This window comes from Paenibacillus sp. CMAA1364, assembly GCF_054373195.1.
The window spans coordinates 1-20,698 of sequence record NZ_JBITNB010000020.1; the positions used below are offsets into that span (position 1 = coordinate 1).

Here is a 20,698-nt window from a genome sequence, read left to right on the forward strand (position 1 = left end):
GAAAGCATAAGCTATACATGTTCTTACACAAATTCGTTCGTATCTAGTTTTCAGGTGATCAAACATCTGGATAACTGATTTAGGTTGCATGTCCTTAATAAGGATGGATATTTTGCTGAGGTGAATTTATTGAAGCAAGATAGCAACGCATAAATCCTATTTGGTGGCGATAGCGGAGGGGTTCCACACGTACCCATCCCGAACACGACCGTTAAGCCCTCCAGCGCCGATGGTACTTGGACCGCAGGGTCCTGGGAGAGTAGGACGTCGCCAAGCACAAGAACCACTGTTGATGTATATCGACAGTGGTTTTTATTTGTGTATTTAAATGAATTTAGTTGCTCGAAGTACAACTAAATTGCATCGAATCGTCCCATGCGCAAATTTAGTTGCAGAACCAACACTTAGTTACTCCAAACCAGCTACTTTCTGCTAATACCCAACTTTTAAATGTCTTTTAAGCATCTAATGCACACTCCGTTACGATATCCGGCCATTTAACTACTATATATGCAACTATTCCATGCAGAACAACATAACCTCCACATAAGTGTTAATATCTGGAATCCTATTCACTTCATTCTTCTACGCTGTAACTAGAGTACTATCTTATTTCCTCTCAACTAACTGGATAATTAATACAAAAGCTTAAGAACGCATAAGAACGCGTGCTAACAACTCCATCATCTTAAGTTACTATTTTGACCTAAGCCACATATATCAACTATTACTATCACTACATCATAGTATTTAGTTACTAAATGATCATTAAAATTGACTCTAAATATTCTATAGACTAAGACAGTTACAAAATGGATACTTAATTACTCAAAATCGGGTATTTTTGCCTAAAACTAATTTTTTATTTTATTTTAAGCAACTAATGGCCATTGTCTGATCCCTAAATGTACCATTCGAATGAGCTGATCTAATGAAATTATTAAGGAAAATACGAATTTTTATAGATTATTATTGATTGATTTTGTGTAATAAGAGAGTTAATGAGGAGGTATTATATAGCCATATTGAAGGATTCTGCTAATAAACTGCACATAATTGAGATAACCGTTGGAAATAATGTAACATTTCTGTAACCGCTAATCATAGTCTTCCAAGTATAATAATAAAGTGTAAATAGGAACCTTTAATATATGTTATCTGTTGTGATTAGTATCTACAGAGCAGAATACGATACTTTCGCTAAATTTTAAAATATGCGAATTAAAGTAAGGAGGACATTCATGCGTAAAATAGCATGGCTGCACGCTCTCGTTCTGTTATGTACATTAACAGTTATTCTTTCTGGATGTGGAAGTTCCAAGCCTTCCTGGACATCCTTTGAAGGTGCAGCAAATGAGAAGAGCTTTCCTGTACCTAAAGAAGCGAATCAAAAAGATCGCTCTACAGCAAACACAGATATGAATGTTGTAAATTATTCCTTACCTGGTCTTAAAGAAACAAGCGTATTTCCCGAGCCTTATTTAGAGTCTATTATTGAGTGGGGTTGGCATGAGGTAAAGGAAGATCGACAAGACGCTGTTCGGGTATTCCAAAAGGATAATAAAGTGGTACAGGTGACTATACTTGATAATTGTTTTTTGATTATGTTGCCTAAAGCAAATGATAAATCAGTTGTGAGAAGCTTGGAAATTAAATAATGAAGGCCTTCCCATGTTATTGGAGAAGGCCTTCTTCATCATTATTCACTGTTTATAATACGAAATATCTTGAGGATTGAATTTGATCACACCATCTTTACGCTGACCCGATAGAGCTATAATCGCGTATAAGCGTGGTAGCAAGAACCACAGGTGCCAATACAGCATCCCAATAATAAATGAGAGCGGAGACCAAAAGGCGATAATCGTAAAGATACCTAGACCAAACCACATCGTGATAGAACTTATTTTGATAAATAAAAGATAAGTAATAAATTGATTAGGCATATATCCAATCCATGGTGTCTTCCAATGGAAAGACCAACGTTTATGATAACGTGGACCTGAGATGAGTAATGCTGTACGCGAAACAACAAAGTGTATCCATAATACAATAGGAGCAGCTAATATGAAGTAAAAAATGCTAACAAAGTTAATTAGTATTGTAACTAACGTAAGTACAATAAAGGGAATAATCCAATATATGATGTTCATGTTGTTTGAAAGCTGTGTCTTTTTAATGAGTTTATATTGATAAAAGGTAGCACTTGAGCCGATTTCTTCAGTCATATGATACAACTATCCCCCTTAAGGTTATCTATATTAATATATCGGCATTCGTAGATTGTTTCTAAAGATAAATTATGGACATACACAGCAATACCTACGTTTGAATATGATTATAGGACTATTAATGATTATATAAATTTCTATGAAAAGGTTTAAAATAATAGAAACTGCATCATACTGATAGAAAAAGAGACAAGGTGGGGTGGATGATGGAGAATCATACCGAACACGTCTGTATTATTTGCGGGCAACCTAAAGAGGAAGGGATATGTATTGTGTCACAATTTATTTGTGAGTCCTGTGAATTAGAAATGGTGCATACAAACGCGGAGGAAGAGAAATATCAATTTTTTATTCATCAAATGAAAAGAATTAACATCAGTGCAAATATGAGATGATCTGAATAAATGAAGAGTGGCCAACGGCTGCTCTTTGTTTGTAGTTGAGGATATATAGCAGAATAAAGGAGTTCTTCCTTTCTAATAGTCAAATGTATGAGATAATAGAGTAGTCTAAAGAGTGGTGTATATAAAGACCAACGATTGGCGTATGTTGCAGATTAAGATAAAATAGAAATAAATAAAATATGGGAAGGAATCGGATGATTCATGCCTATACCAAGCAATTCAATAGAAGGAACAACAATAGAACGAACGACATGGGAACAAGTAGATAAGAATGTTCTAAATAAAGAAAAGGCACCGATCTATGAGATGTTGCTCCAATATAGGAATAACAAGCGAGCTAGTTTTCATGTGCCAGGTCATAAGAATGGACAAGCCTATGCTTCTTGTGGTGGTGCGGAAATGTTAGCGGATGTGATGCAAATTGATGTCACAGAGATTATAGGGACGGATGACCTTCATCATCCCCAAGGGATCATTAAGGAAGCACAGGAACTTGCAGCAGATTGCTTCGGCGCAGAAGAAAGTTATCTTCTTGTAGGAGGTAGCACGGTTGGAAATATTGCGTTGATCCTCACGCTTTGCACAAACCCTGGAGACATTCTGATTGTACAACGAAATGTCCATAAGTCTGTATTACATGGTCTGATGTTAGCGAGTGCCAATGCCGTGTTCTTAGAACCTCAGATAGACCCAATCAGTGGACTTGCCACATCACCCACATTGACAACGATTACTAAGGCGCTAGAAGCGTACCCTCAAGCCAAAGGAGTACTACTTACGATGCCTAATTACTACGGCATGGGTATAGATCTAATGCCAATAACGGGTATTTGCCATCAGCATGATGTGCCACTGATCGTTGACGAAGCGCATGGCGCCCATTATGGCCATCATGAGAAGCTCCCACAGAGTGCATTGTTCTGTGGTGCTGATGCTGTCGTGCAATCTACACATAAGATGTTATCTGCTCTTACAATGGGCTCAATGTTACATGTTCAAGGTGCAAGAGTGGACAGAGATTTGCTACGCCAACGTCTGGCGATGCTTCAGAGCTCTAGTCCATCATATCCATTGATGGCCTCGCTCGACTTGGCACGCCGCCAGCTTCATCTAGGCGGCGCAGACACATTCACGGCTGGACTATCCGCCGTGAACGCCTTCAAGCGTGGCCTTGCGCTGCTGCCACGCTTCGGGCTGCTGCAACCGCCGCAGCCCAAGGATCCAGTCGTCGCATCTTCGACGACCACAGTTGAGCACCGGCCTGCTACGCATATGGCCGGTGCATACACGACCCAAGACCCCTTCAAGGCCGTCATTTATGACGTCACAGGAGTCTTGGGTGGGTATGAGCTGCAGCAGCACTTGGAGGTGCATGGCTGCATACCAGAGATGAACGACGAACGGTACGTCGTCTTACTCTTCAGCTTAGGATCCACATTGGAGGATGTTGAGCACCTTTTAAAGGCTCTCCAGCATATATCTGTAGTAGAGACAAATGCGGAGGATGATCAGGGTAGACAGTTAGCGACAAGGAATGCTGTCCAATACTCCACGTGGAACAAATCTCGACAACAGTTCTCAACATTAATCCCATTTAGTATGCAACCCATACCTTCCAATGCTACCGAGTCCATCCCCCTAGCAGAATGTGAAGGAAAGATAGCAGCAGAGATGATCGTTCCCTATCCTCCAGGAATACCACTGCTATATGCGGGGGAACACATATCGAGGGAAGTTTACGAACATCTACTTGCACTAGAAGCGGTGGGAGCCAAGTGTCATGGCGCATCAGATTCTAACTTGCATCATATAAAAGTCTTCAAGAACGAGAGAAAGCAGGAGAAATGATGAATATTAGAGGTAAGTTTATATCCTTTGAGGGTGGTGAGGGAGCTGGAAAGACTACGGTTCTCAAAGAAATCAGCTTGTATCTAGAGAATCAAGCGATTCCCTACATGTTGACGAGAGAACCTGGAGGAATTGAGATTTCTGAAAGGATAAGAGATGTTATACTAGACACCAAGCATACTGCGATGGATGCTCGAACAGAAGCGTTGTTATATGCTGCTGCACGTCGCCAACATTTAGTAGAAAAGGTGAAGCCAGCTTTAGATGCAGGAAAGGTCGTTCTTTGCGATCGTTTTGTCGATAGCAGTCTTGCATATCAGGGTTATGCTAGAGGATTGGGTATGGAAGAGGTATGGAGAATTAATCAGTTCGCGATTGATGCTATGATGCCTGATCTGACCTTTTATTTAGATGTTGATCCAGCAGTGGGGTTAGCACGTATAGAGGCAAGCCAGGAAAGAGAAGTCAATCGATTAGACCTAGAGAAGATGGAATTCCATTGTAAAGTACGTGAGGGTTACCAGATGATTGCTAAACAAAATCAACACCGTGTCGTCACGGTTGATGCAGAGCAGATGCCTATGAAGGTCGTAAGTGATATTATTAATAAAATGAATAACGGCATTTTAAAGGGAATACAAGGTTCGTTGTCAAATAATACTGTAAAGTGACATTAATGAGGAGGATAACAACATGAAATTAATTATTGCGATTGTACAAGATAAGGACAGCAATAGACTGTCTTCTGAATTGGTAAAGTCGAACTTCCGTGCAACCAAACTAGCTAGTACAGGTGGATTCCTGCGCGCAGGGAATACAACATTTATGATCGGTGTGGATGATGGACAGATCGATGCCGTAATGAATGTTATCAATAAGAGTTGTAAAGTTCGTGAACAGCTGGTTACGCCAGTCACACCAATGAGCGGGACAACCGACTCCTATTTGCCACTACCAGTAGAAGTACAAGTAGGTGGAGCTACGGTGTTCGTGATGCCAGTTGAGCGTTATGAACATTTCTAAAGAGGATATAGAGTAGATAGCTTTCTGTATCCTACTAGCTAGTGGGATCAAACATAAAGGTAGGTGATTCATTTGAAAATAAATCCAGGCCTTAGGCCTTTTAAAAGTGAAGTCTCGCCGAATGAGGGGAATACAAAGATAGTCCAACAGAAGTCATTCTCCGACGTTATTCAACAACAGGGGCAACAAGCCTCTCAAGAAGAACTCAGCAGACGATTTAAGGAAATCCAAATGCAAGGTGATCGCCTAGCCAGATCAATGACGATTCGAGAACTTAAAGCCTATCGCATGATGGTGAAACGATTCTTAGAAGATACGGTGCGCAACGGAGTAACCATGAAGGAAACCATAGGATGGGACCGACGTGGGCGTGGTAAGCGTTATAAGTTAATAGATGAATTAGATTCAGCATTATTAGCAATGGCTGATGAATTATTAGAAAGCGAAGAGGGTAAAATAAACCTTCTACATCAAATGGGTGAAATCCGAGGCATGCTGATTAACTTAAGTTTATAATCATTAATAAACTTGTCCGAAGATAGTCCGCCTTCATATATGTGAGTAGTTGATATATTGTAGGATTTATACTTTCTTATATTTCAGGAAGAGAGGGTTTATGTCTTTTATTGATATTGTAGGGCAGGATGTTGCTGTACAAATGTTGCAAAATGGACTGCGTCGGGATACTGTGAGTCATGCATATCTATTTAATGGACCAGCGGGATGCGATCAGATGAATACGGCACTTTCATTTGCCAAGGCATTGTTCTGTACTGAGAATAAAGAAGATGCTTGTGGACATTGTTTAGAGTGTCGTAAATTTGATCATGGCAATCATCCAGATATACAACTAATCAATCCAGATGGCGCATCGATCAAAATAGACCAGATCCGCGGATTACAGCGGATCTTTTCGTATCGTTCGGATACTAATAATCCTAAGGTATACATTATAGATCAGGCTGATAAGATGACGAATCAAGCAGCCAACAGTTTACTTAAATTTCTTGAAGAGCCGCCAATTCCAGCAGTTGCTATACTGATATCAGAGAATGTACAAGCATTATTACCAACCATTCAATCGAGATCGCAACGCGTTCCCTTTAAGCCTGTAAGTCCAACCAAGATGATGGAAGTACTCATACATGAAGGATATCCTTCATCATTAGTTCGTTGTGCTGTCCATTTAACTTATGGGTTAGAAGGATGTAGGGAACTCTTAGAGCAGAATTGGTTTGCAGAAATTAGAAACGTAGTGTTACAATTAGGAAAGGAGTCTATAGGAAGAGGAAGCACGTCTCTTATTACAGCTGGGACGAAGCTATTCAAGACCGGACTCTCAGAGCATCTAGATGTATTATTTAATTTGTTTCATTTGTGGTTCAAAGATATGCTGCATGTTCAATTTGATAGGCATGAAAGTATCGTATTTATAGATCAGATAGAGTTCATATCTACACAAGCAACTTCACGAAGTCATGCACAATGGGTCACATATATGGATCTTGCGACAGAGGCGAAGAAAAAGTTGCGTCATAATGTGAATGGACAACTCTGTCTGGAACAATTTCTGATTGGTCTGGGTGAATAATAGATCCAAATGATCAATGACTTCAGAAATATTAAGAAGTAAGGGTAGGGGGGTTAGTCTTTGTACAGCGTAGTGGGTGTCCGATTCAAGAAAGCGGGCAAAATCTATTATTTCGATCCATTGGACTTTCCTATTACAAAGGACCATCACGTTATCGTTGAGACAGCGCGAGGGATCGAGTATGGAAAGGTTGTCATTGGAAAGAAAGAAGTGAATGAATCTGATGTGGTGTTACCATTGAAGAAGGTCATTCGTATCGCCAGTGATTCCGATGCCAATATCGTTGAAGAGAATCAGCAGGCAGCAAAGGATGCATTTGCAACCTGTTTAAATAAAGTTCGAGAACATGAACTGAAGATGAAGCTAGTCGATGTGGAGTTCACCTTTGATCGAAATAAGATTATATTTTATTTCACAGCAGAGGGAAGAGTTGATTTCAGAGAACTAGTCAAAGACTTAGCAAGTATCTTCAGAACAAGAATCGAACTTAGACAAATTGGTGTACGTGATGAAGCCAAAATGCTCGGTGGAATTGGTCCATGTGGACGCATTCTATGTTGTTCCTCTTGGCTTGGTGATTTCGAGCCTGTATCGATTAAGATGGCCAAGGATCAAAGGCTATCCCTTAATCCAAGTAAAATTTCAGGCCTGTGTGGAAGACTGATGTGTTGTCTTAAATTTGAACATGATAACTATGAAAGTGTAAGAGAAGAATTACCTTCCATAGGCAAGATGGTTGTTACCTCATTAGGTGATGGTAAAGTCGTGGGAATTAATGCTGGCAGCCGAAGTGTTCACGTACAATTGTTTGAGATTGGCAAAGTCAAGGAACTTCCAATAGATGACGTTGTCATCAAGTAGACCATAGAGGTTACTGTTCGGGGTGGAAACATGGAGAAGAGAAATGTATTTCAGCGCATACAGGAAATGGAAGCACAAATGGAACATATGATTCAAGATTTAGGTGATTTGAAGTCACATGTGAAAGAGCTATTAGAAGAGAATAATCGAATTGCTCTAGAGAATGAGAGACTTCGTATTATTCTTAAAAGAGAAGCTCAATTGATGGAAGAAGCAAACATATCCTCCATTCCTCTTCAACATGTCATACCTGAAGATGTGGTTGGAGAAGGATATGATAACCTCGCGAGGTTATATCATGAGGGCTTCCATATTTGTAATGTCTATTATGGACATTTACGAACAGAAGGTGACTGTCTGTTTTGTCTATCTTTTTTAAATAAGTAATAGAGTAGTGCCGTAGGGAATGTTCCTACGGCTTTTTTTGAAATACTGTAGATAAAGTAAATGGATTCGTTCACTTAATAATGATGTAAGGATAGGGTATATGAATATGAATACACATGATATGATGCTTCAACCATCAGAAAGAATTGATGACTTATTAACGAACGAACTACGAATCATTCAGAGTGATGAGGTATTCAGCTTCTCTATGGATGCAGTGCTACTAGCAAGATTTGCAAATATCCCCCAAAAGGGACGGATACTAGATTTATGTACTGGTAATGGTGCGATTCCTATCTTGTTAACGACAAGAACCAAAGCTTCAATAGAGGGCATTGAAATCCAACCTAGATTGGCAGACATGGCACGTCGTAGTGTTCGTCTGAACAAGCTAGAGGACACTATTAGTATTAGAGAAGGTGACTTAAGGGATCTCTATAAGGAGACAGGGCACGGTATTTATGATGCAATCACAGTGAATCCACCATATATGCCGCTAAATGGCAGTGATATTAAATTAAATGCACACCAAGCCATTGCACGTCACGAAATACAATGCACATTAGAGGAAGTCGTACAGGCTTGTACACGGCTAGTACGTCCAGGTGGCAAAGTTAATATGGTTCATAAACCTCAGCGACTGGGTGAAATTATGACCTTGATGAGAGAGTATCGTCTTGAACCTAAGCGGATTCGCTTTGTTCATTCAAGAGCCAATATGGAGGCCAATATGGTATTAATTGAAGCAATGCGTGATGGAAAGCCAGAAGTTAGAATACTGCCTCCGCTTATTGTATATAACGAACAACATGAATATACGCCAGAACTAGCACAAATATATTACGGATCAAGTGAAGGTGAACGATGAGTATAACCAAACAAAGTAGCTTCCAAGGAAAAGACAATCGAAGTAGCGGAGCATTGTATCTAGTGGGTACGCCCATTGGTAATCTAGAAGATATGACTTATCGTGCAGTAAATGTGTTAAAGAGTTGCGATATTATTGCAGCGGAGGATACACGTCAGACACGTAAGTTACTAACACACTTTGAAATCACACCGCAACATTTATTTAGTTATCATGAACATAACAAGAGCGCGAGTGGTCCTGAATTAATTCGATATATATTAGAAGGAAAGGACTTAGCGCTAGTTAGTGATGCTGGGCTACCTGCCATATCCGATCCCGGTTCTGATCTTGTTCGATTGGCTATTGCAGAAGGGATACCTGTTATTCCAATACCAGGTGCAAATGCAGCCTTATCTGCCCTAATCGTATCAGGACTGCCAACAGAGCGATTTACTTTTGTTGGATTTCTACCACGCGATCGTAAAGATGTTCAGAAGGTACTCAGTTCTGTTATGTATGCACAAGGAACATTGATATTCTATGAGTCACCCCATCGAATCATAAAGACATTAGGCTTCTTGCTGGAAGTGATAGGTGATCGTAAGGTAGCACTTGCGCGTGAGCTGACTAAGAGATATGAGGAAATCGTTCGTGGACCTATCAGTGAATGTCTAGAATGGTTAGAGGAACATGCGCCGATTGGCGAATATGTATTAGTGGTAGAAGGCGCAAGTCAAGAAGAAGAACAGAAGCAAAAGGATGCTTGGTGGCAGGAACTAGCGCTAGAGGAACATGTCGCACATTATGAGAAGGATGGAGACTCTCGAAAAGATGCTATGAAGAGAACGGCCACAGACCGTGGGGTGTCCAAGAGGGACATTTATAATGCACTCTTGTAGAAGAGAGGCAGTAGTTAATATTGTTAGGAGATATAGACCGATAAATGTCTATATTTCCTCCATTAAAAAAAGAATGCCCACCATCTGCTTTGTAATAAAGCTGAGGTAGACATTAAGGAGATATAATAAAGGTTTGAATTAACGATTTAATTAATTATAGTATACTCTATAATTATCAATTTGTCACAAGTTTTGGCATGTTAGATACACAATCATTACAGACTATTTTTCCTTTAAAGTAAATAACACCTTCGGCGTTACCACAGAATATGCATGCAGGCTCATATTTTTTGAGGATAATGCGTTCACCATCTACATAAATCTCTAAAGCATCCTTCTCAGCAATACCTAGTGTGCGGCGTAATTCAATTGGAATAACAACCCTTCCTAGCTCGTCTACTTTCCTTACAATTCCGGTTGATTTCATCATTTGTGGTCTTGCTCCCTTCGAACGTAAGTTTAAGTATTCCATGATTCGACATAATTCCATGTTTTATGTTATTGATTTTACCTACCATTACTAGTTAAGTCAACACGACCTGAATCGTAAAAGTCCAATCAGATCAAGGAAAATCCCCATTAGTATTGATAGATATGATTAAATAGAGAAAAGATAGGATAAAAATAATAATCAAAAAATAACAAATAGTGTCATAAAAACGTCATTTATCGACAAATACTTTACTATTTTAATAAAATAAAATTATGAAGGAGTGGAAACGAGAAGATGCATCTTTTAAACGAAGAGAAGGTATTTAAGGATCCAGTCCACAATTATATTCACGTCGAGGATACAACCATTTGGAAATTAATCAATACAGTTGAATTTCAACGGTTGCGCAGAATACGTCAATTAGGAACATCTTATTTAACTTTTCATGGTGCCGAACATAGCAGATTCTCACATTCACTAGGTGTATATGAAATAACTAGACAAATTATCTCCTTATTTGAAAAGAATCATTACTCAGATTGGCCGAAGGAGGAGAGATTGGTTACGCTTTGTGCGGCATTACTTCATGATGTTGGACATGGACCATTCTCACACTCTATAGAAGAAGCATTTCATATGAATCACGAGGATTGGACGATTAAGTTGATTATGGGTAATACGCAAATCAATCAAATCCTATGTGAGGTCGACAAGGATTTCGCCCAAAAGGTAGCCTCTGTCATAGGTAAGACATATGATAAGCCTATTGTGGTTAATCTCGTATCCAGTGCACTTGATGCTGATCGGATGGATTATTTATTGCGTGACGCTTACTATACCGGTGTGAATTACGGCACAATCGATATCGATCGGATCATAAGAATGTTAAGACCCTATCATGGAAGAATTGTCGTGAAGGAATCAGGAATGCATGCTGTTGAGGATTACTTAATGGCAAGGTATCAAATGTATTGGCAGGTGTACTTCCATCCCGTAACGCGAAGTTCTGAGATTATTCTAAGGCTTATTTTTAAAAGAGCTAAGGAATTGTATATAGAAGGTTATCACTTTGAATTTATGCTTCAACCATTTATCTGTTTGTTCAAGGGGGAAGTTACAGTAGAGCAGTATTTGAAATTAGATGAAGCTCTCATTCAGACTGCATTTATGCAGTGGACGACAGAGAAGGACAAGGTACTAAGCGAGCTTTGCTGTCGATTTATGCATCGCAAATTATATAAATATATTGAATTAGAACCACATGATAGAGATATGGTTCCTGAAATCTATGATCAATTTCATCGCAATGGTCTTAACCCAGAATATGACCTTATTATTGATTCTCCTAGCGATCTTCCGTATGATGTATTTCACTCCGGTGATGAAGTTAGTCAAAAGCAAATCTTATTGTTGAACCGGCAAGAGAAGCTAATGGAGATTTCGGAGGTATCTGACATTGTACGATCTATCAGTGGCCTCCAACGTGGTAAGTTTCGCTTGTATTATCCTGAACAGAAGGTTAAGAACGTATTAACAGCATTTACGCCTTCTGTTGCTCGTCTATTCATGGATTATACCAAGTGAAGTAATAACGGTATTCTGATAGAACCTCTTGAACCTACTAGCGGTTTATCTAGCAGTAAAACTACGATGACAAAAGGGAGTTAATATCATGATGTTATTCGACACACATACGCATCTCGATGCACCGGAATTTGACGAAGACCGCGATGAGGTAATTGCACGCGCAGTAGAAGATGGCGTTGGTAAGATGGTCAATATCGGTTTTAATAGAGAAACCATTCCATCCACGATGCAATTGGCTGAGAAGTATGACTTTATCTATGCGGCAGTAGGGTTCCACCCCGTTGATGCCATAACGATGACGGATGAAGATCTGGCATGGGTCGCATCACTATGCCAACATGAGAAGGTCGTGGCTATTGGAGAGATTGGGCTCGACTATCATTGGGATACATCACCAAAAGATGTACAGCAGAAGGTTCTTCGTCAGCAAATTGCACTTGCCCGCGAAATGAAGATGCCCATCGTGATTCATAATCGGGATGCACATGAAGATATCGTTAGAATTCTAAAAGAGGAAAAGGCACATGAGGTTGGTGGAATTATGCACTCTTTCTCTGGTAGTTGGGAGACTGCAAAGATGTGTCTTCATATGGGATTCCATTTGTCATTTGGCGGACCTATAACATTCAAGAATGCGAAACAACCTAAAGAGGTATTAGCTCAGGTACCGATGGATCGATTATTAATCGAAACAGACTCCCCATACCTTACACCACACCCATTTCGTGGAAAGAGGAATGAATCCTCTCATGTGAAGTTAGTGGCAGAGGCTGCGGCTCAAATTAAAGGCATAGAAATCGATGAATTAGCTCAAATAACCACCAAAAATGCCCTGTATTTATTTGGTATAACGTGAATAGCAGAGCAAATGGTACGAAAGAGTGAGATTAAGCTACTTAATCATGAGTTATGATTAAGTAGTGATGGAATATTACAAAGTTTTAACCATTTATACAGTTATTTGTGGTTGAATGCTCCTTTACAATATGTATCAAAACGCGATATCATCTTTTCAGTGATGTAAGCTAGTCAATTTAGTTAGCTTATTATTTTCATGAATCAGTCTCGCTTAATCTCCTGATTGTTGGAGAACGGGGGAACCAATATGATATATCCATCATGTAAAGGATATAAATCGTATTTGATTTCTTTTATTGAGTCTTTGGGGTGAATTCAAGGGCATCCGCCATGAGCGAATGACCTGAGATAGGGCAACTCTCTTTTGCCCAAACCCGACAGCTAACCCCGTCAGCGCAATGAAGAGAGGCCAACTCGTGCAGATAGTTCCCTTATTCATACAATGGGAAGCCGCGAAGGAGTTCCTCTAACTCTTTCTTTAGGCTTCTTTTATTTTTGAATAAAGACAATTTTGTCATCATACTCTTATGTAGGGGGTGACAACGGGACGAGAAGACTGGTTCATGATGCAGGATGGATATTGCTCTAGTATCCTGTAAAAATTTATTTTAGTCGCGTCAATTACACATCAGCTTTATTTCAGACGGCGGGCTATGAAGGAGGATCGGATAGTGGGCATTTTCAAGAACCAGACCCATGATTCATCATCATCCAGCATGACTTATGCACCACGTTGGAAGTATGAAAGTTTGAGTAAGATCTCTGTTGCTGCTATTGTATTAATCGCAATAACCCTGACTGTTCTATTAATTGTTAGTATTCAAGGGCGTAAACAAGTGTACTTGGTGATGGATGGGCAAGTGAATGTCATTGAGACCCAACATGCTATGTTACAGGAAATGTTGAATGAACAAGCTATCATGTTAAGACCGGAAGATAATGTATCCATGGCACTAGATAATAAGATTAAAGATGGCGATAAGATTCATATTCAACGTGCACTTGCGGTCAATATTACTGCTGATGGTCAGTCAGTCAATACGTTTACAACACAAGGGACCGTTAACGATACCATTAAACAACTAGGTATTACACTAGATGAGCACGATAAAATATTTCCTGATTTAAACACAAAGATTACAGATAAGTTGGACATTAGAATTGTTCGGATTAATAAACAGATGGTTGAGCGTGTGGAGACTATTCCTTTCCAGGTGATTAAGACTTCCGATCCCTCGATCATGAAGGGAAATGTCAAGATCGTACAGAATGGACAATCTGGGGCAATCGTACAACATATCGAGAAAATATATGAAGATGGACAATTTGTAACGATGAGTCTAGTCAATAAAGAAGTACGAAATAAAGTTCAAGATAAAGTCGTTGCTGTTGGCACCAAGGTTGAAGCACCTAAGCCCAAGCCCGCACCAGTTATTTTGGCCAGTGCAAAAAGCAGCAGTAAGCCAGAGATTGCTAATGTGAATAATCGAACCAGTAAAGCTGGTGTTGATTTTACGTATAAAAAGGTGCTGAAGAATGTATCTATGACCGCATACTCTTCAGAGGAGCCTGGTATTGGAACTCGCACCGCCTCGGGTACACGAGTAACCGAAGGACGTACGATTGCTGTAGATAAGAACGTTATTCCTATGGGCTGGTGGGTATATATCGAAGGAATAGGATTCCGTCGTGCAGAAGATACCGGTGGAGCAATCAAAGGTAACAAGATTGATGTGTACTATGATTCTTTACAGAATGCACGTAATTTCGGACGTAAGAATGGTAGAACGGTATATGTTATCGGACCGGTTAAGCCTCAATTGAACTAATATAATTTACAACAGCTTGCTATTCCTATACTATTAAGGACATATGGACGTCATAATAAAGAAGGGGATTTATCCTCTTCTTTTTGCTGTTGTTATTCCGGCACTGAAGGGAAGTATCGTTATGATCAAGGAAGTTATTGTAGTTGAGGGTCGGGATGATACGACAGCCATTAAGAGGGCGGTAGAAGCCGATACAATTGAGACAGGTGGTTCAGCGCTTAATGCACGTACCATACAACGAATTGCATTAGCCCAAGAGCGTAGAGGGGTTATTATATTTACCGATCCTGACCATGCAGGCGAACGAATCCGCAAAATGATTACCAACAAGGTACCTGGGTGCAAACATGCCTTTATCCCTGAAGTGGATGCAACGCGTAAAGGAGATATCGGGGTAGAGAATGCATCTCCTGAAGCTATAAGGCATGCCTTAGAACGTGTTCACACCTCCTATGAAGGTGTACCAAGTATGATCGATATGGAGGATCTCATAGAAGCGGGACTCATGGTTCATTCTGATGCGGCAAATCGTAGAATGGAAATGGGTAATATACTGGGCATTGGTTACTGTAATGGTAAGCAATTTCTAAAGCGACTAGCGATCTTCCAAATTACGCGTGATGAATTCGTTAGTGCTCTCGCCCAAATTGAAGAGGAAGGATTAAATACCAAATGAATGAAATAGATAGCATTGCCACACCCAAAAGAACAAAAGATATTATTAAGCGCCATGGTTTCTCTTTTAAGAAGAGCTTAGGTCAGAACTTTCTTATTGATCAGAATATTCTGAATAAAATTGTTGAAGCAGCAGATTTAGATAAGTCCAAAGGGGCATTAGAGATAGGGCCTGGCATCGGTGCTCTTACCGAAAGGCTTGCACAGAATGCAGCTACTGTGACTGCTGTAGAAATTGATAGACGTCTCATTCCCATACTACAAGAAGTGATGGAGCCATACGATAACGTTGAAGTTGTACAAGCCGATGTACTTGATGTCGATTTACAAGCATTGTTTCAGACCCATTTCAATGATGTATCCAAGGTAAGTGTGGTTGCTAACCTACCTTATTACGTGACCACTCCAATTCTGATGAAGCTACTGGAAGGCAAACTTCCATTGGAGCACATTGTTGTCATGATTCAAAAAGAAGTTGCAGAGCGCATGGCGGCCTCACCAGGAAGTAAGGAATACGGCAGTCTAAGTATTGCAGTTCAATACTATAGCATTCCTGAGTTGATCTGTACCGTACCGCATACCGTATTTATTCCTCAACCGAATGTAGATTCTGCAGTCATTCGTCTTACGGTCAGGGAGAAACCCCCTGTCGATACGTTAGATGAGGCACATTTCTTCGATGTCGTTCGCTCCTCATTTACACAGCGGCGCAAGACGATCTCCAACAATCTAAAGAGCCGTTACGCGCTTCCTGAAGGCCGAGAAAGAATCGATGCATTGTTGGTAGAAGCGGGGATTCAACCATCGCGTCGTGGAGAAACACTTAGTCTGCAAGAATTCGCCACACTTAGTAATGTACTATTTGAGGCAGGTATTGTGTGACACCAGGTTAGGCAGATAATTAAAAAAATATGAACCAATCAAGAACTTCGCCCATATCATGTCGTAGGGGTGATGTTGTGATGAATTTGGGCGACTTGGTTGTGCGCCGTTCCTATGGTGGCGATATTGCGTTTCGTATTGAAGAGATACAGCAAGACCATGCCATCCTGAAAGGTACGCAGTTTAGGTTATTGGCCGACTCCCCAGTTAGGGATTTGGTGAAGGCACCAACCGTACCGATCAGTCAAAAGATGCAAGAGGCCCAGGAAAGAGCGGATGAGTCATTAACTTCCTTTTCGAGGCAGCGTGAGGAACAAATGTTACGCCATCAGGCTCAGGTAAGTGGCCGAAGAGAATTAACGAAAGAAATATCCTTCTTTGAAGTACCTGGAAAGGTTCTTCATCTAGATGGGGATTATAATTATCTGCAGAAAAGCCTTCTTATTTATGAGCAACTACATGTACCAGCAGAAGGTCATTATGTTAGAGAATCGGGTATGGCGGATGCCTTGTATCGATTATTACCATTAGTGAGACCTGATATTGTTGTCATTACTGGTCATGATGGGGTATTGAAGCATAGGCAGAATCGAGATCTATACAGTCTAAGTAGTTATAAAAACTCACAGAATTTCGTAACTGCGATCCAAACTGCACGGAACTATGAGCGCAACTTAGATTCATTGACTATTGTGGCTGGTGCCTGTCAGTCCCATTTCGAGGCATTAATTCAATCAGGTGCTAATTTTGCAAGCTCACCCGGTCGAATTCTTATTCATGCGTTAGATCCTGTATATGTGGCAGCCAAAGCGGCATTCACGTCGATCAGAGAGACCATAAACATGAATGAAGTATTAAGTAACACGATTAGTGGTAGTCAGGGTGTCGGTGGAATTGAATCCCGTGGGAGCTATCGAATAGGCTTGCCTAGACTTCAAGATCTCTCGACGTTAAAAGTAACCCCATCTGCAATGTAGGTTAAAGAGGCTTGAATCTGTTTTTCTAAAGGTTCGAGTTTTTTCTTATGTTCTGTAACATGGCGCTCAATCTGTACTGAAATAGATGTCCAAAAAAAAACCGTTGACAACATAAAATTACTATTGTTATAATTATTGTTTTGACTTGACATACCTCCTATTGTTCGTTATAATGGACAAGGAAAGAGGTGGTCGTTAAACATGGCTAAAAATGCACTGTCAGAGATTAAACTTAGTCTCGATGCTCATGTGGGTCAAAAAATTATGTTACGTGCTAATGGTGGACGCAGGAAGACTATTGAGCGAACTGGTGTTTTGGAAGAAACGTACCCTTCTGTATTTATTGTGAAGCTTGACCAAGAACAAGAAACTTTTAAGCGCGTTTCATATAGTTATGCTGATATCCTTACTTCTTCGGTAGAAGTAAGCATTTGCGAAAATAACGCTGAAACTTTACTCGAGTATATCAAAGCGTAAATAACAACAACAAAATCAGCACAGCCCTCATTCGTGAAGGCTGTGCTGATTTTGTGTGATCATTTTGAATTTAAAGTGAATATCGTCATTATTGCATGAGAAACAGTTCATGGAGTTATACTATGTGTGTCATTTATCCCTATTGCTAAGAAGGAGGGTTATTCATGAGCCGTAGAAAGCGAAGTGTGATGTCGGAAGAACTCAAGAATGAGCTTGCTAAGGATTTAGGATTCTATGACACCGTCCAGAAAGATGGATGGGGAGGAATTAGAGCTAAAGATGCGGGTAATATGGTTAAGCGAGCCATTGAGCTTGCAGAGAAGGCAGCAGCGAGAAACCCTGACTAATCTGTGCAATAAACAAGGAGATCAGCCTTCAGTGGTGATCTCTTTGTTTATTGCACGGATGAACATAAATAGGATGCGTGAGTCAATCAATACCGATATATCACCTCCATCAAAACTTAAAATGACTTGAATAAGACAGTTTGTTATAATATTGTGAAGTGATAACGAGCGAAAACTTAAGGGTGGGTGAACGCCATGAAAACCTATGAGAAAGCACCAGCAAAAATTAATCTAATGCTGGATGTATTACACAAACGTCCTGATGGTTATCATGAGGTTGAAATGGTCATGACCATGGTAGATCTAGCCGATCGGCTAGAGATGGTAGAGTTACCAAGGGATACCATTATTATATCTAGTCAAGTCGGTTATATCCCTCTGGATGAGAAGAATCTAGCATTCAAAGCTGCTAGACTTATCAAAGATCGATATGATGTAAATAAAGGAGTTCATATTCATCTAGATAAGAAAATACCTGTAGCCGCTGGATTAGCTGGGGGTAGTAGCGATGCAGCAGCCGCGCTTAGAGGCCTGAATCGTCTCTGGGGGCTTCATATCCCAATGCAAGAGTTGCAACAGCTGGGTGCAGAGCTTGGCTCTGACGTCCCCTTCTGCGTCACAGGAGGGACAGCATTAGCTACAGGCAGGGGCGAAGTGTTAACGTCTATTCCCAATCCACCACAATGTTGGGTGGTATTAGCTAAACCGCCAATCCACGTGTCCACACAAGATGTGTATGGTCGATTCAATGCACAACAGATCGTGAAACATCCATCTGCTACGGATATGATTCAAGCCATCCGATCAGGAAGCTTTCATGATGTGTGTGATCAGCTAGGTAATGTTCTAGAAGATGTCACGCTACAGTTGCATCCTGAAGTGCAACAAATCAAAGAAGCGATGATGAGGTTGGGTGCTGATGGAACACTTATGTCGGGCAGTGGACCTACTGTCTTCGGGCTAGTCTCCAAGCAATCCAAAGTATCCAGAATATATAATGGCTTACGAGGGTTTTGTCGTGAGGTATACGCTGTACGTCTCTTAACATAAGTCGAACAACTCTTGTGTAAAGACGTATGTTAGTGGTATATTTTATAAATAATATTCGGATTTGGCGAGGAGTATTCTGTGAAAAAACTAAAACGAAGTGCACGATTAGTAGAAATGACACAATATCTGTTAAACAGACCACATATATTAATCTCTCTTACAACGTTTGCAGATCGTTATGGAGCGGCTAAATCTTCTATTAGTGAGGATCTGGCTATTATTAAAGAGGTGTTTGAGGATGAAGGTATGGGAGATCTACTAACATTCGCAGGGGCTACAGGTGGGGTTCGATTCATCCCTAAGGTGAAGAAGGAACATGCTCTAGCCTATGCGCATAATTTATGTGCACAGCTCGAACAGAAGGATCGGGTCTTACCAGGTGGATACTTATATATTTCTGATTTACTAGGTGAGCCATCTCTTATGAATGAAGCGGGTAAGATCTTTGCAACAGCATTTGCAGGCAAAGAGATCGATTGTGTCATGACCGTTGAGACCAAAGGCATTCCATTGGCCTATGCTACAGGAACACAGCTTAATCTGCCCGTGGTGCTTGTTCGTCGAGATCATCAGGTGACTGAAGGTTCGGCTGTAAGTATTAATTATGTCTCAGGATCACACAAGAGCATTCATACGATGTCATTATCACGTCGTGCATTAAAGAATAAATCGAGAGTACTTATTGTTGATGATTTCATGAAAGCCGGCGGAACCATCCAGGGTATGGTAGATTTATTAGCTGAATTTGATGCGGAAGTAGCTGGAGTTGGTGTTTTAGTTGAACTAGGCACTGTAGAAATGGAAGAACGATTGCTTCATGATTATGTGTCTATTGCCAAATTAACAGCCGTAGATTTCAAAAGTAAACAGATCGTAGTCATACCCGGTAATTATTTCGATGAATAGTTTGCTGGACGTCCTTGAAAATTTTGTATTTTCATAGGTGAAATATAGTGTATTTCGGAACGAAAAAAGAAGAAAACTGTCGAAAGATATTTTTATTTCACATATTCCTGTTTTTAGGATATTTTTCTTATAAAAATAAAGGATTTTCGTTTGCTGTGTGGAATTATACACCAAGTCTCTGAATGGAAAAAGGTGGTGAACACACACATGCAAATTACGGATGTCAGACTTCGTCGGGTAAACTCTGAAGGAAGAATGAAAGCGATCGCATCCATTACCATTGATAACGAATTTGTTGTTCATGACATTCGGGTTATTGATGGTAACAACGGAATGTTTGTTGCTATGCCGAGCAAACGTACTCCTGATGGAGAATTCCGCGATATTGCCCACCCTATCTCTTCCGCTACGCGGGAGAAGATTCAATCTGCTGTACTAGCAGAATATGAACGTGCGGCTATTGAAGAGGAAGAAGTCATTGAAGAAGGCGCTTAAGTTTTACTATTCAGATTTGAAGAAAAGAGAGCCATATGACGGGCTCTCTTTTCTTTTTACCTAGAATGAGATATATTCAGTAGTGAGT

Annotated in this window: 24 protein-coding genes, 1 rRNA gene and 1 riboswitch; of the genes, 23 read left to right on the forward strand and 2 right to left on the reverse strand. The window is 40.3% G+C overall.

All coding sequences use genetic code 11. The features are described from left to right. Positions 1–159: 159 nt before the first annotated feature. Together rrf and ACH8E3_RS11900 are read left to right on the forward strand one after the other, a co-directional pair. Positions 160–276: ribosomal RNA gene (gene rrf, locus ACH8E3_RS11895) — 5S ribosomal RNA — on the forward strand. 965 nt (positions 277–1,241) lie between these two features. Next, complete coding sequence (locus tag ACH8E3_RS11900; RefSeq protein WP_458632861.1) at positions 1,242–1,658, forward strand: hypothetical protein; 417 nt, start codon at positions 1,242–1,244, stop codon at positions 1,656–1,658. Positions 1,659–1,703: 45 nt separating this feature from the next. Here the strand turns inward: ACH8E3_RS11900 and ACH8E3_RS11905 are convergent, their stop codons facing one another. After that, positions 1,704–2,228 (reverse strand): hypothetical protein, encoded by a 525-nt coding sequence (locus ACH8E3_RS11905; protein WP_458632862.1) that lies wholly within the window; start codon positions 2,226–2,228, stop codon positions 1,704–1,706. A gap of 209 nt (positions 2,229–2,437) precedes the next feature. Here ACH8E3_RS11905 and ACH8E3_RS11910 point away from each other — a divergent pair, with 209 nt between their 5' ends. From ACH8E3_RS11910 to rsmI, 10 genes are all read left to right on the forward strand, one after another. Beyond that, positions 2,438–2,626: a sigma factor G inhibitor Gin gene (locus ACH8E3_RS11910; RefSeq protein ID WP_458632915.1), complete on the forward strand. Its 189-nt coding sequence runs from the start codon at positions 2,438–2,440 to the stop codon at positions 2,624–2,626. A gap of 315 nt (positions 2,627–2,941) precedes the next feature. Beyond that, positions 2,942–4,483 carry an aminotransferase class I/II-fold pyridoxal phosphate-dependent enzyme gene (locus ACH8E3_RS11915; protein ID WP_458632916.1) on the forward strand — a complete coding sequence of 514 codons (1,542 nt, stop codon included), beginning with the start codon at positions 2,942–2,944 and terminating at the stop codon, positions 4,481–4,483. Between the two features lie 5 nt (positions 4,484–4,488). Beyond that, positions 4,489–5,154: a dTMP kinase gene (gene tmk, locus ACH8E3_RS11920; protein ID WP_458632917.1), complete on the forward strand. Its 666-nt coding sequence runs from the start codon at positions 4,489–4,491 to the stop codon at positions 5,152–5,154. Positions 5,155–5,176: 22 nt separating this feature from the next. Further along, positions 5,177–5,506, forward strand: a complete 330-nt coding sequence (locus ACH8E3_RS11925; protein WP_458632863.1) for a cyclic-di-AMP receptor — start codon at positions 5,177–5,179, stop codon at positions 5,504–5,506. Positions 5,507–5,578: 72 nt separating this feature from the next. Next, on the forward strand, positions 5,579–6,022 hold the full coding sequence (locus ACH8E3_RS11930; RefSeq protein ID WP_458632864.1) for a YaaR family protein: 444 nt from the start codon (positions 5,579–5,581) through the stop codon (positions 6,020–6,022). Positions 6,023–6,122: 100 nt separating this feature from the next. Beyond that, positions 6,123–7,097, forward strand: coding sequence for a DNA polymerase III subunit delta' (gene holB / locus ACH8E3_RS11935; protein WP_458632865.1), 975 nt, complete (start codon positions 6,123–6,125; stop codon positions 7,095–7,097). 60 nt (positions 7,098–7,157) lie between these two features. Continuing rightward, on the forward strand, positions 7,158–7,958 hold the full coding sequence (locus tag ACH8E3_RS11940; RefSeq protein WP_458632866.1) for a PSP1 domain-containing protein: 801 nt from the start codon (positions 7,158–7,160) through the stop codon (positions 7,956–7,958). Between the two features lie 30 nt (positions 7,959–7,988). Next, positions 7,989–8,345 carry a DNA replication initiation control protein YabA gene (yabA, locus tag ACH8E3_RS11945; RefSeq protein ID WP_458632867.1) on the forward strand — a complete coding sequence of 119 codons (357 nt, stop codon included), beginning with the start codon at positions 7,989–7,991 and terminating at the stop codon, positions 8,343–8,345. A 106-nt stretch (positions 8,346–8,451) separates the two neighbouring features. Beyond that, positions 8,452–9,213 carry a tRNA1(Val) (adenine(37)-N6)-methyltransferase gene (locus ACH8E3_RS11950; RefSeq protein WP_458632918.1) on the forward strand — a complete coding sequence of 254 codons (762 nt, stop codon included), beginning with the start codon at positions 8,452–8,454 and terminating at the stop codon, positions 9,211–9,213. Further along, positions 9,210–10,094 carry a 16S rRNA (cytidine(1402)-2'-O)-methyltransferase gene (gene rsmI / locus ACH8E3_RS11955; RefSeq protein ID WP_458632868.1) on the forward strand — a complete coding sequence of 295 codons (885 nt, stop codon included), beginning with the start codon at positions 9,210–9,212 and terminating at the stop codon, positions 10,092–10,094. The genes ACH8E3_RS11950 and rsmI overlap by 4 nt, the downstream gene beginning before the upstream one ends. 175 nt (positions 10,095–10,269) lie before the next feature. Here rsmI and ACH8E3_RS11960 read toward each other — a convergent pair whose 3' ends face one another. After that, on the reverse strand, positions 10,270–10,524 hold the full coding sequence (locus ACH8E3_RS11960; RefSeq protein WP_458632869.1) for an AbrB/MazE/SpoVT family DNA-binding domain-containing protein: 255 nt from the start codon (positions 10,522–10,524) through the stop codon (positions 10,270–10,272). Positions 10,525–10,821: 297 nt separating this feature from the next. On the opposite strand from ACH8E3_RS11960, the gene ACH8E3_RS11965 reads away from it, so the two are divergent. The 11 genes from ACH8E3_RS11965 (at position 10,822) to spoVG (ending at position 20,610) form a co-directional block, all read left to right on the forward strand. Continuing rightward, positions 10,822–12,111 (forward strand): HD domain-containing protein, encoded by a 1,290-nt coding sequence (locus ACH8E3_RS11965; RefSeq protein ID WP_458632870.1) that lies wholly within the window; start codon positions 10,822–10,824, stop codon positions 12,109–12,111. An 88-nt stretch (positions 12,112–12,199) separates the two neighbouring features. Continuing rightward, on the forward strand, positions 12,200–12,970 hold the full coding sequence (locus ACH8E3_RS11970; protein WP_458632871.1) for a TatD family hydrolase: 771 nt from the start codon (positions 12,200–12,202) through the stop codon (positions 12,968–12,970). Positions 12,971–13,170: 200 nt separating this feature from the next. After that, positions 13,171–13,383, forward strand: a riboswitch (cyclic di-AMP (ydaO/yuaA leader). 260 nt (positions 13,384–13,643) lie between these two features. Continuing rightward, positions 13,644–14,801: a 3D domain-containing protein gene (locus ACH8E3_RS11975; protein ID WP_458632872.1), complete on the forward strand. Its 1,158-nt coding sequence runs from the start codon at positions 13,644–13,646 to the stop codon at positions 14,799–14,801. Positions 14,802–14,922: 121 nt separating this feature from the next. Continuing rightward, positions 14,923–15,477, forward strand: coding sequence for a ribonuclease M5 (gene rnmV / locus ACH8E3_RS11980; protein ID WP_458632873.1), 555 nt, complete (start codon positions 14,923–14,925; stop codon positions 15,475–15,477). Then, positions 15,474–16,358, forward strand: a complete 885-nt coding sequence (gene rsmA / locus ACH8E3_RS11985) for a 16S rRNA (adenine(1518)-N(6)/adenine(1519)-N(6))-dimethyltransferase RsmA (protein WP_458632874.1) — start codon at positions 15,474–15,476, stop codon at positions 16,356–16,358. The genes rnmV and rsmA overlap by 4 nt, the downstream gene beginning before the upstream one ends. 80 nt (positions 16,359–16,438) lie before the next feature. Beyond that, positions 16,439–17,335 (forward strand): sporulation peptidase YabG, encoded by an 897-nt coding sequence (yabG, locus tag ACH8E3_RS11990; RefSeq protein WP_458632919.1) that lies wholly within the window; start codon positions 16,439–16,441, stop codon positions 17,333–17,335. Positions 17,336–17,536: 201 nt separating this feature from the next. After that, positions 17,537–17,812, forward strand: a complete 276-nt coding sequence (gene veg / locus ACH8E3_RS11995) for a biofilm formation stimulator Veg (RefSeq protein WP_458632875.1) — start codon at positions 17,537–17,539, stop codon at positions 17,810–17,812. Between the two features lie 164 nt (positions 17,813–17,976). After that, positions 17,977–18,159, forward strand: a complete 183-nt coding sequence (locus tag ACH8E3_RS12000; RefSeq protein ID WP_458632876.1) for a small, acid-soluble spore protein, alpha/beta type — start codon at positions 17,977–17,979, stop codon at positions 18,157–18,159. A gap of 195 nt (positions 18,160–18,354) precedes the next feature. Continuing rightward, positions 18,355–19,209 carry a 4-(cytidine 5'-diphospho)-2-C-methyl-D-erythritol kinase gene (gene ispE / locus ACH8E3_RS12005; protein ID WP_458632877.1) on the forward strand — a complete coding sequence of 285 codons (855 nt, stop codon included), beginning with the start codon at positions 18,355–18,357 and terminating at the stop codon, positions 19,207–19,209. 78 nt (positions 19,210–19,287) lie between these two features. Next, on the forward strand, positions 19,288–20,115 hold the full coding sequence (gene purR / locus ACH8E3_RS12010) for a pur operon repressor (protein ID WP_458632878.1): 828 nt from the start codon (positions 19,288–19,290) through the stop codon (positions 20,113–20,115). A 207-nt stretch (positions 20,116–20,322) separates the two neighbouring features. Next, the gene (gene spoVG / locus ACH8E3_RS12015; protein ID WP_458632879.1) at positions 20,323–20,610 is read left to right on the forward strand and encodes a septation regulator SpoVG; all 288 of its coding nucleotides are present in this window, start codon (positions 20,323–20,325) and stop codon (positions 20,608–20,610) included. The last annotated feature ends 88 nt before the right edge of the window (positions 20,611–20,698 follow it).

Excerpts from the sequence above, each read along its gene's own strand:
- ACH8E3_RS11900 (WP_458632861.1), top strand. The coding sequence starts at position 1,242 with ATGCGTAAAATAGCATGGCTGCACGCTCTCGTTCTGTTATGTACATTA.
- ACH8E3_RS11905 (WP_458632862.1), bottom strand. The coding sequence starts at position 2,228 with ATGACTGAAGAAATCGGCTCAAGTGCTACCTTTTATCAATATAAACTC.
- ACH8E3_RS11910 (WP_458632915.1), top strand. The coding sequence starts at position 2,438 with ATGGAGAATCATACCGAACACGTCTGTATTATTTGCGGGCAACCTAAA.
- ACH8E3_RS11915 (WP_458632916.1), top strand. The coding sequence starts at position 2,942 with ATGTTGCTCCAATATAGGAATAACAAGCGAGCTAGTTTTCATGTGCCA.
- ACH8E3_RS11925 (WP_458632863.1), top strand. The coding sequence starts at position 5,177 with ATGAAATTAATTATTGCGATTGTACAAGATAAGGACAGCAATAGACTG.
- holB (WP_458632865.1), top strand. The coding sequence starts at position 6,123 with ATGTCTTTTATTGATATTGTAGGGCAGGATGTTGCTGTACAAATGTTG.
- yabA (WP_458632867.1), top strand. The coding sequence starts at position 7,989 with ATGGAGAAGAGAAATGTATTTCAGCGCATACAGGAAATGGAAGCACAA.
- ACH8E3_RS11950 (WP_458632918.1), top strand. The coding sequence starts at position 8,452 with ATGAATACACATGATATGATGCTTCAACCATCAGAAAGAATTGATGAC.
- rsmI (WP_458632868.1), top strand. The coding sequence starts at position 9,210 with ATGAGTATAACCAAACAAAGTAGCTTCCAAGGAAAAGACAATCGAAGT.
- ACH8E3_RS11960 (WP_458632869.1), bottom strand. The coding sequence starts at position 10,524 with ATGATGAAATCAACCGGAATTGTAAGGAAAGTAGACGAGCTAGGAAGG.
- ACH8E3_RS11965 (WP_458632870.1), top strand. The coding sequence starts at position 10,822 with ATGCATCTTTTAAACGAAGAGAAGGTATTTAAGGATCCAGTCCACAAT.
- ACH8E3_RS11970 (WP_458632871.1), top strand. The coding sequence starts at position 12,200 with ATGATGTTATTCGACACACATACGCATCTCGATGCACCGGAATTTGAC.
- rnmV (WP_458632873.1), top strand. The coding sequence starts at position 14,923 with ATGATCAAGGAAGTTATTGTAGTTGAGGGTCGGGATGATACGACAGCC.
- rsmA (WP_458632874.1), top strand. The coding sequence starts at position 15,474 with ATGAATGAAATAGATAGCATTGCCACACCCAAAAGAACAAAAGATATT.
- yabG (WP_458632919.1), top strand. The coding sequence starts at position 16,439 with ATGAATTTGGGCGACTTGGTTGTGCGCCGTTCCTATGGTGGCGATATT.
- veg (WP_458632875.1), top strand. The coding sequence starts at position 17,537 with ATGGCTAAAAATGCACTGTCAGAGATTAAACTTAGTCTCGATGCTCAT.
- ACH8E3_RS12000 (WP_458632876.1), top strand. The coding sequence starts at position 17,977 with ATGAGCCGTAGAAAGCGAAGTGTGATGTCGGAAGAACTCAAGAATGAG.
- ispE (WP_458632877.1), top strand. The coding sequence starts at position 18,355 with ATGAAAACCTATGAGAAAGCACCAGCAAAAATTAATCTAATGCTGGAT.
- spoVG (WP_458632879.1), top strand. The coding sequence starts at position 20,323 with ATGCAAATTACGGATGTCAGACTTCGTCGGGTAAACTCTGAAGGAAGA.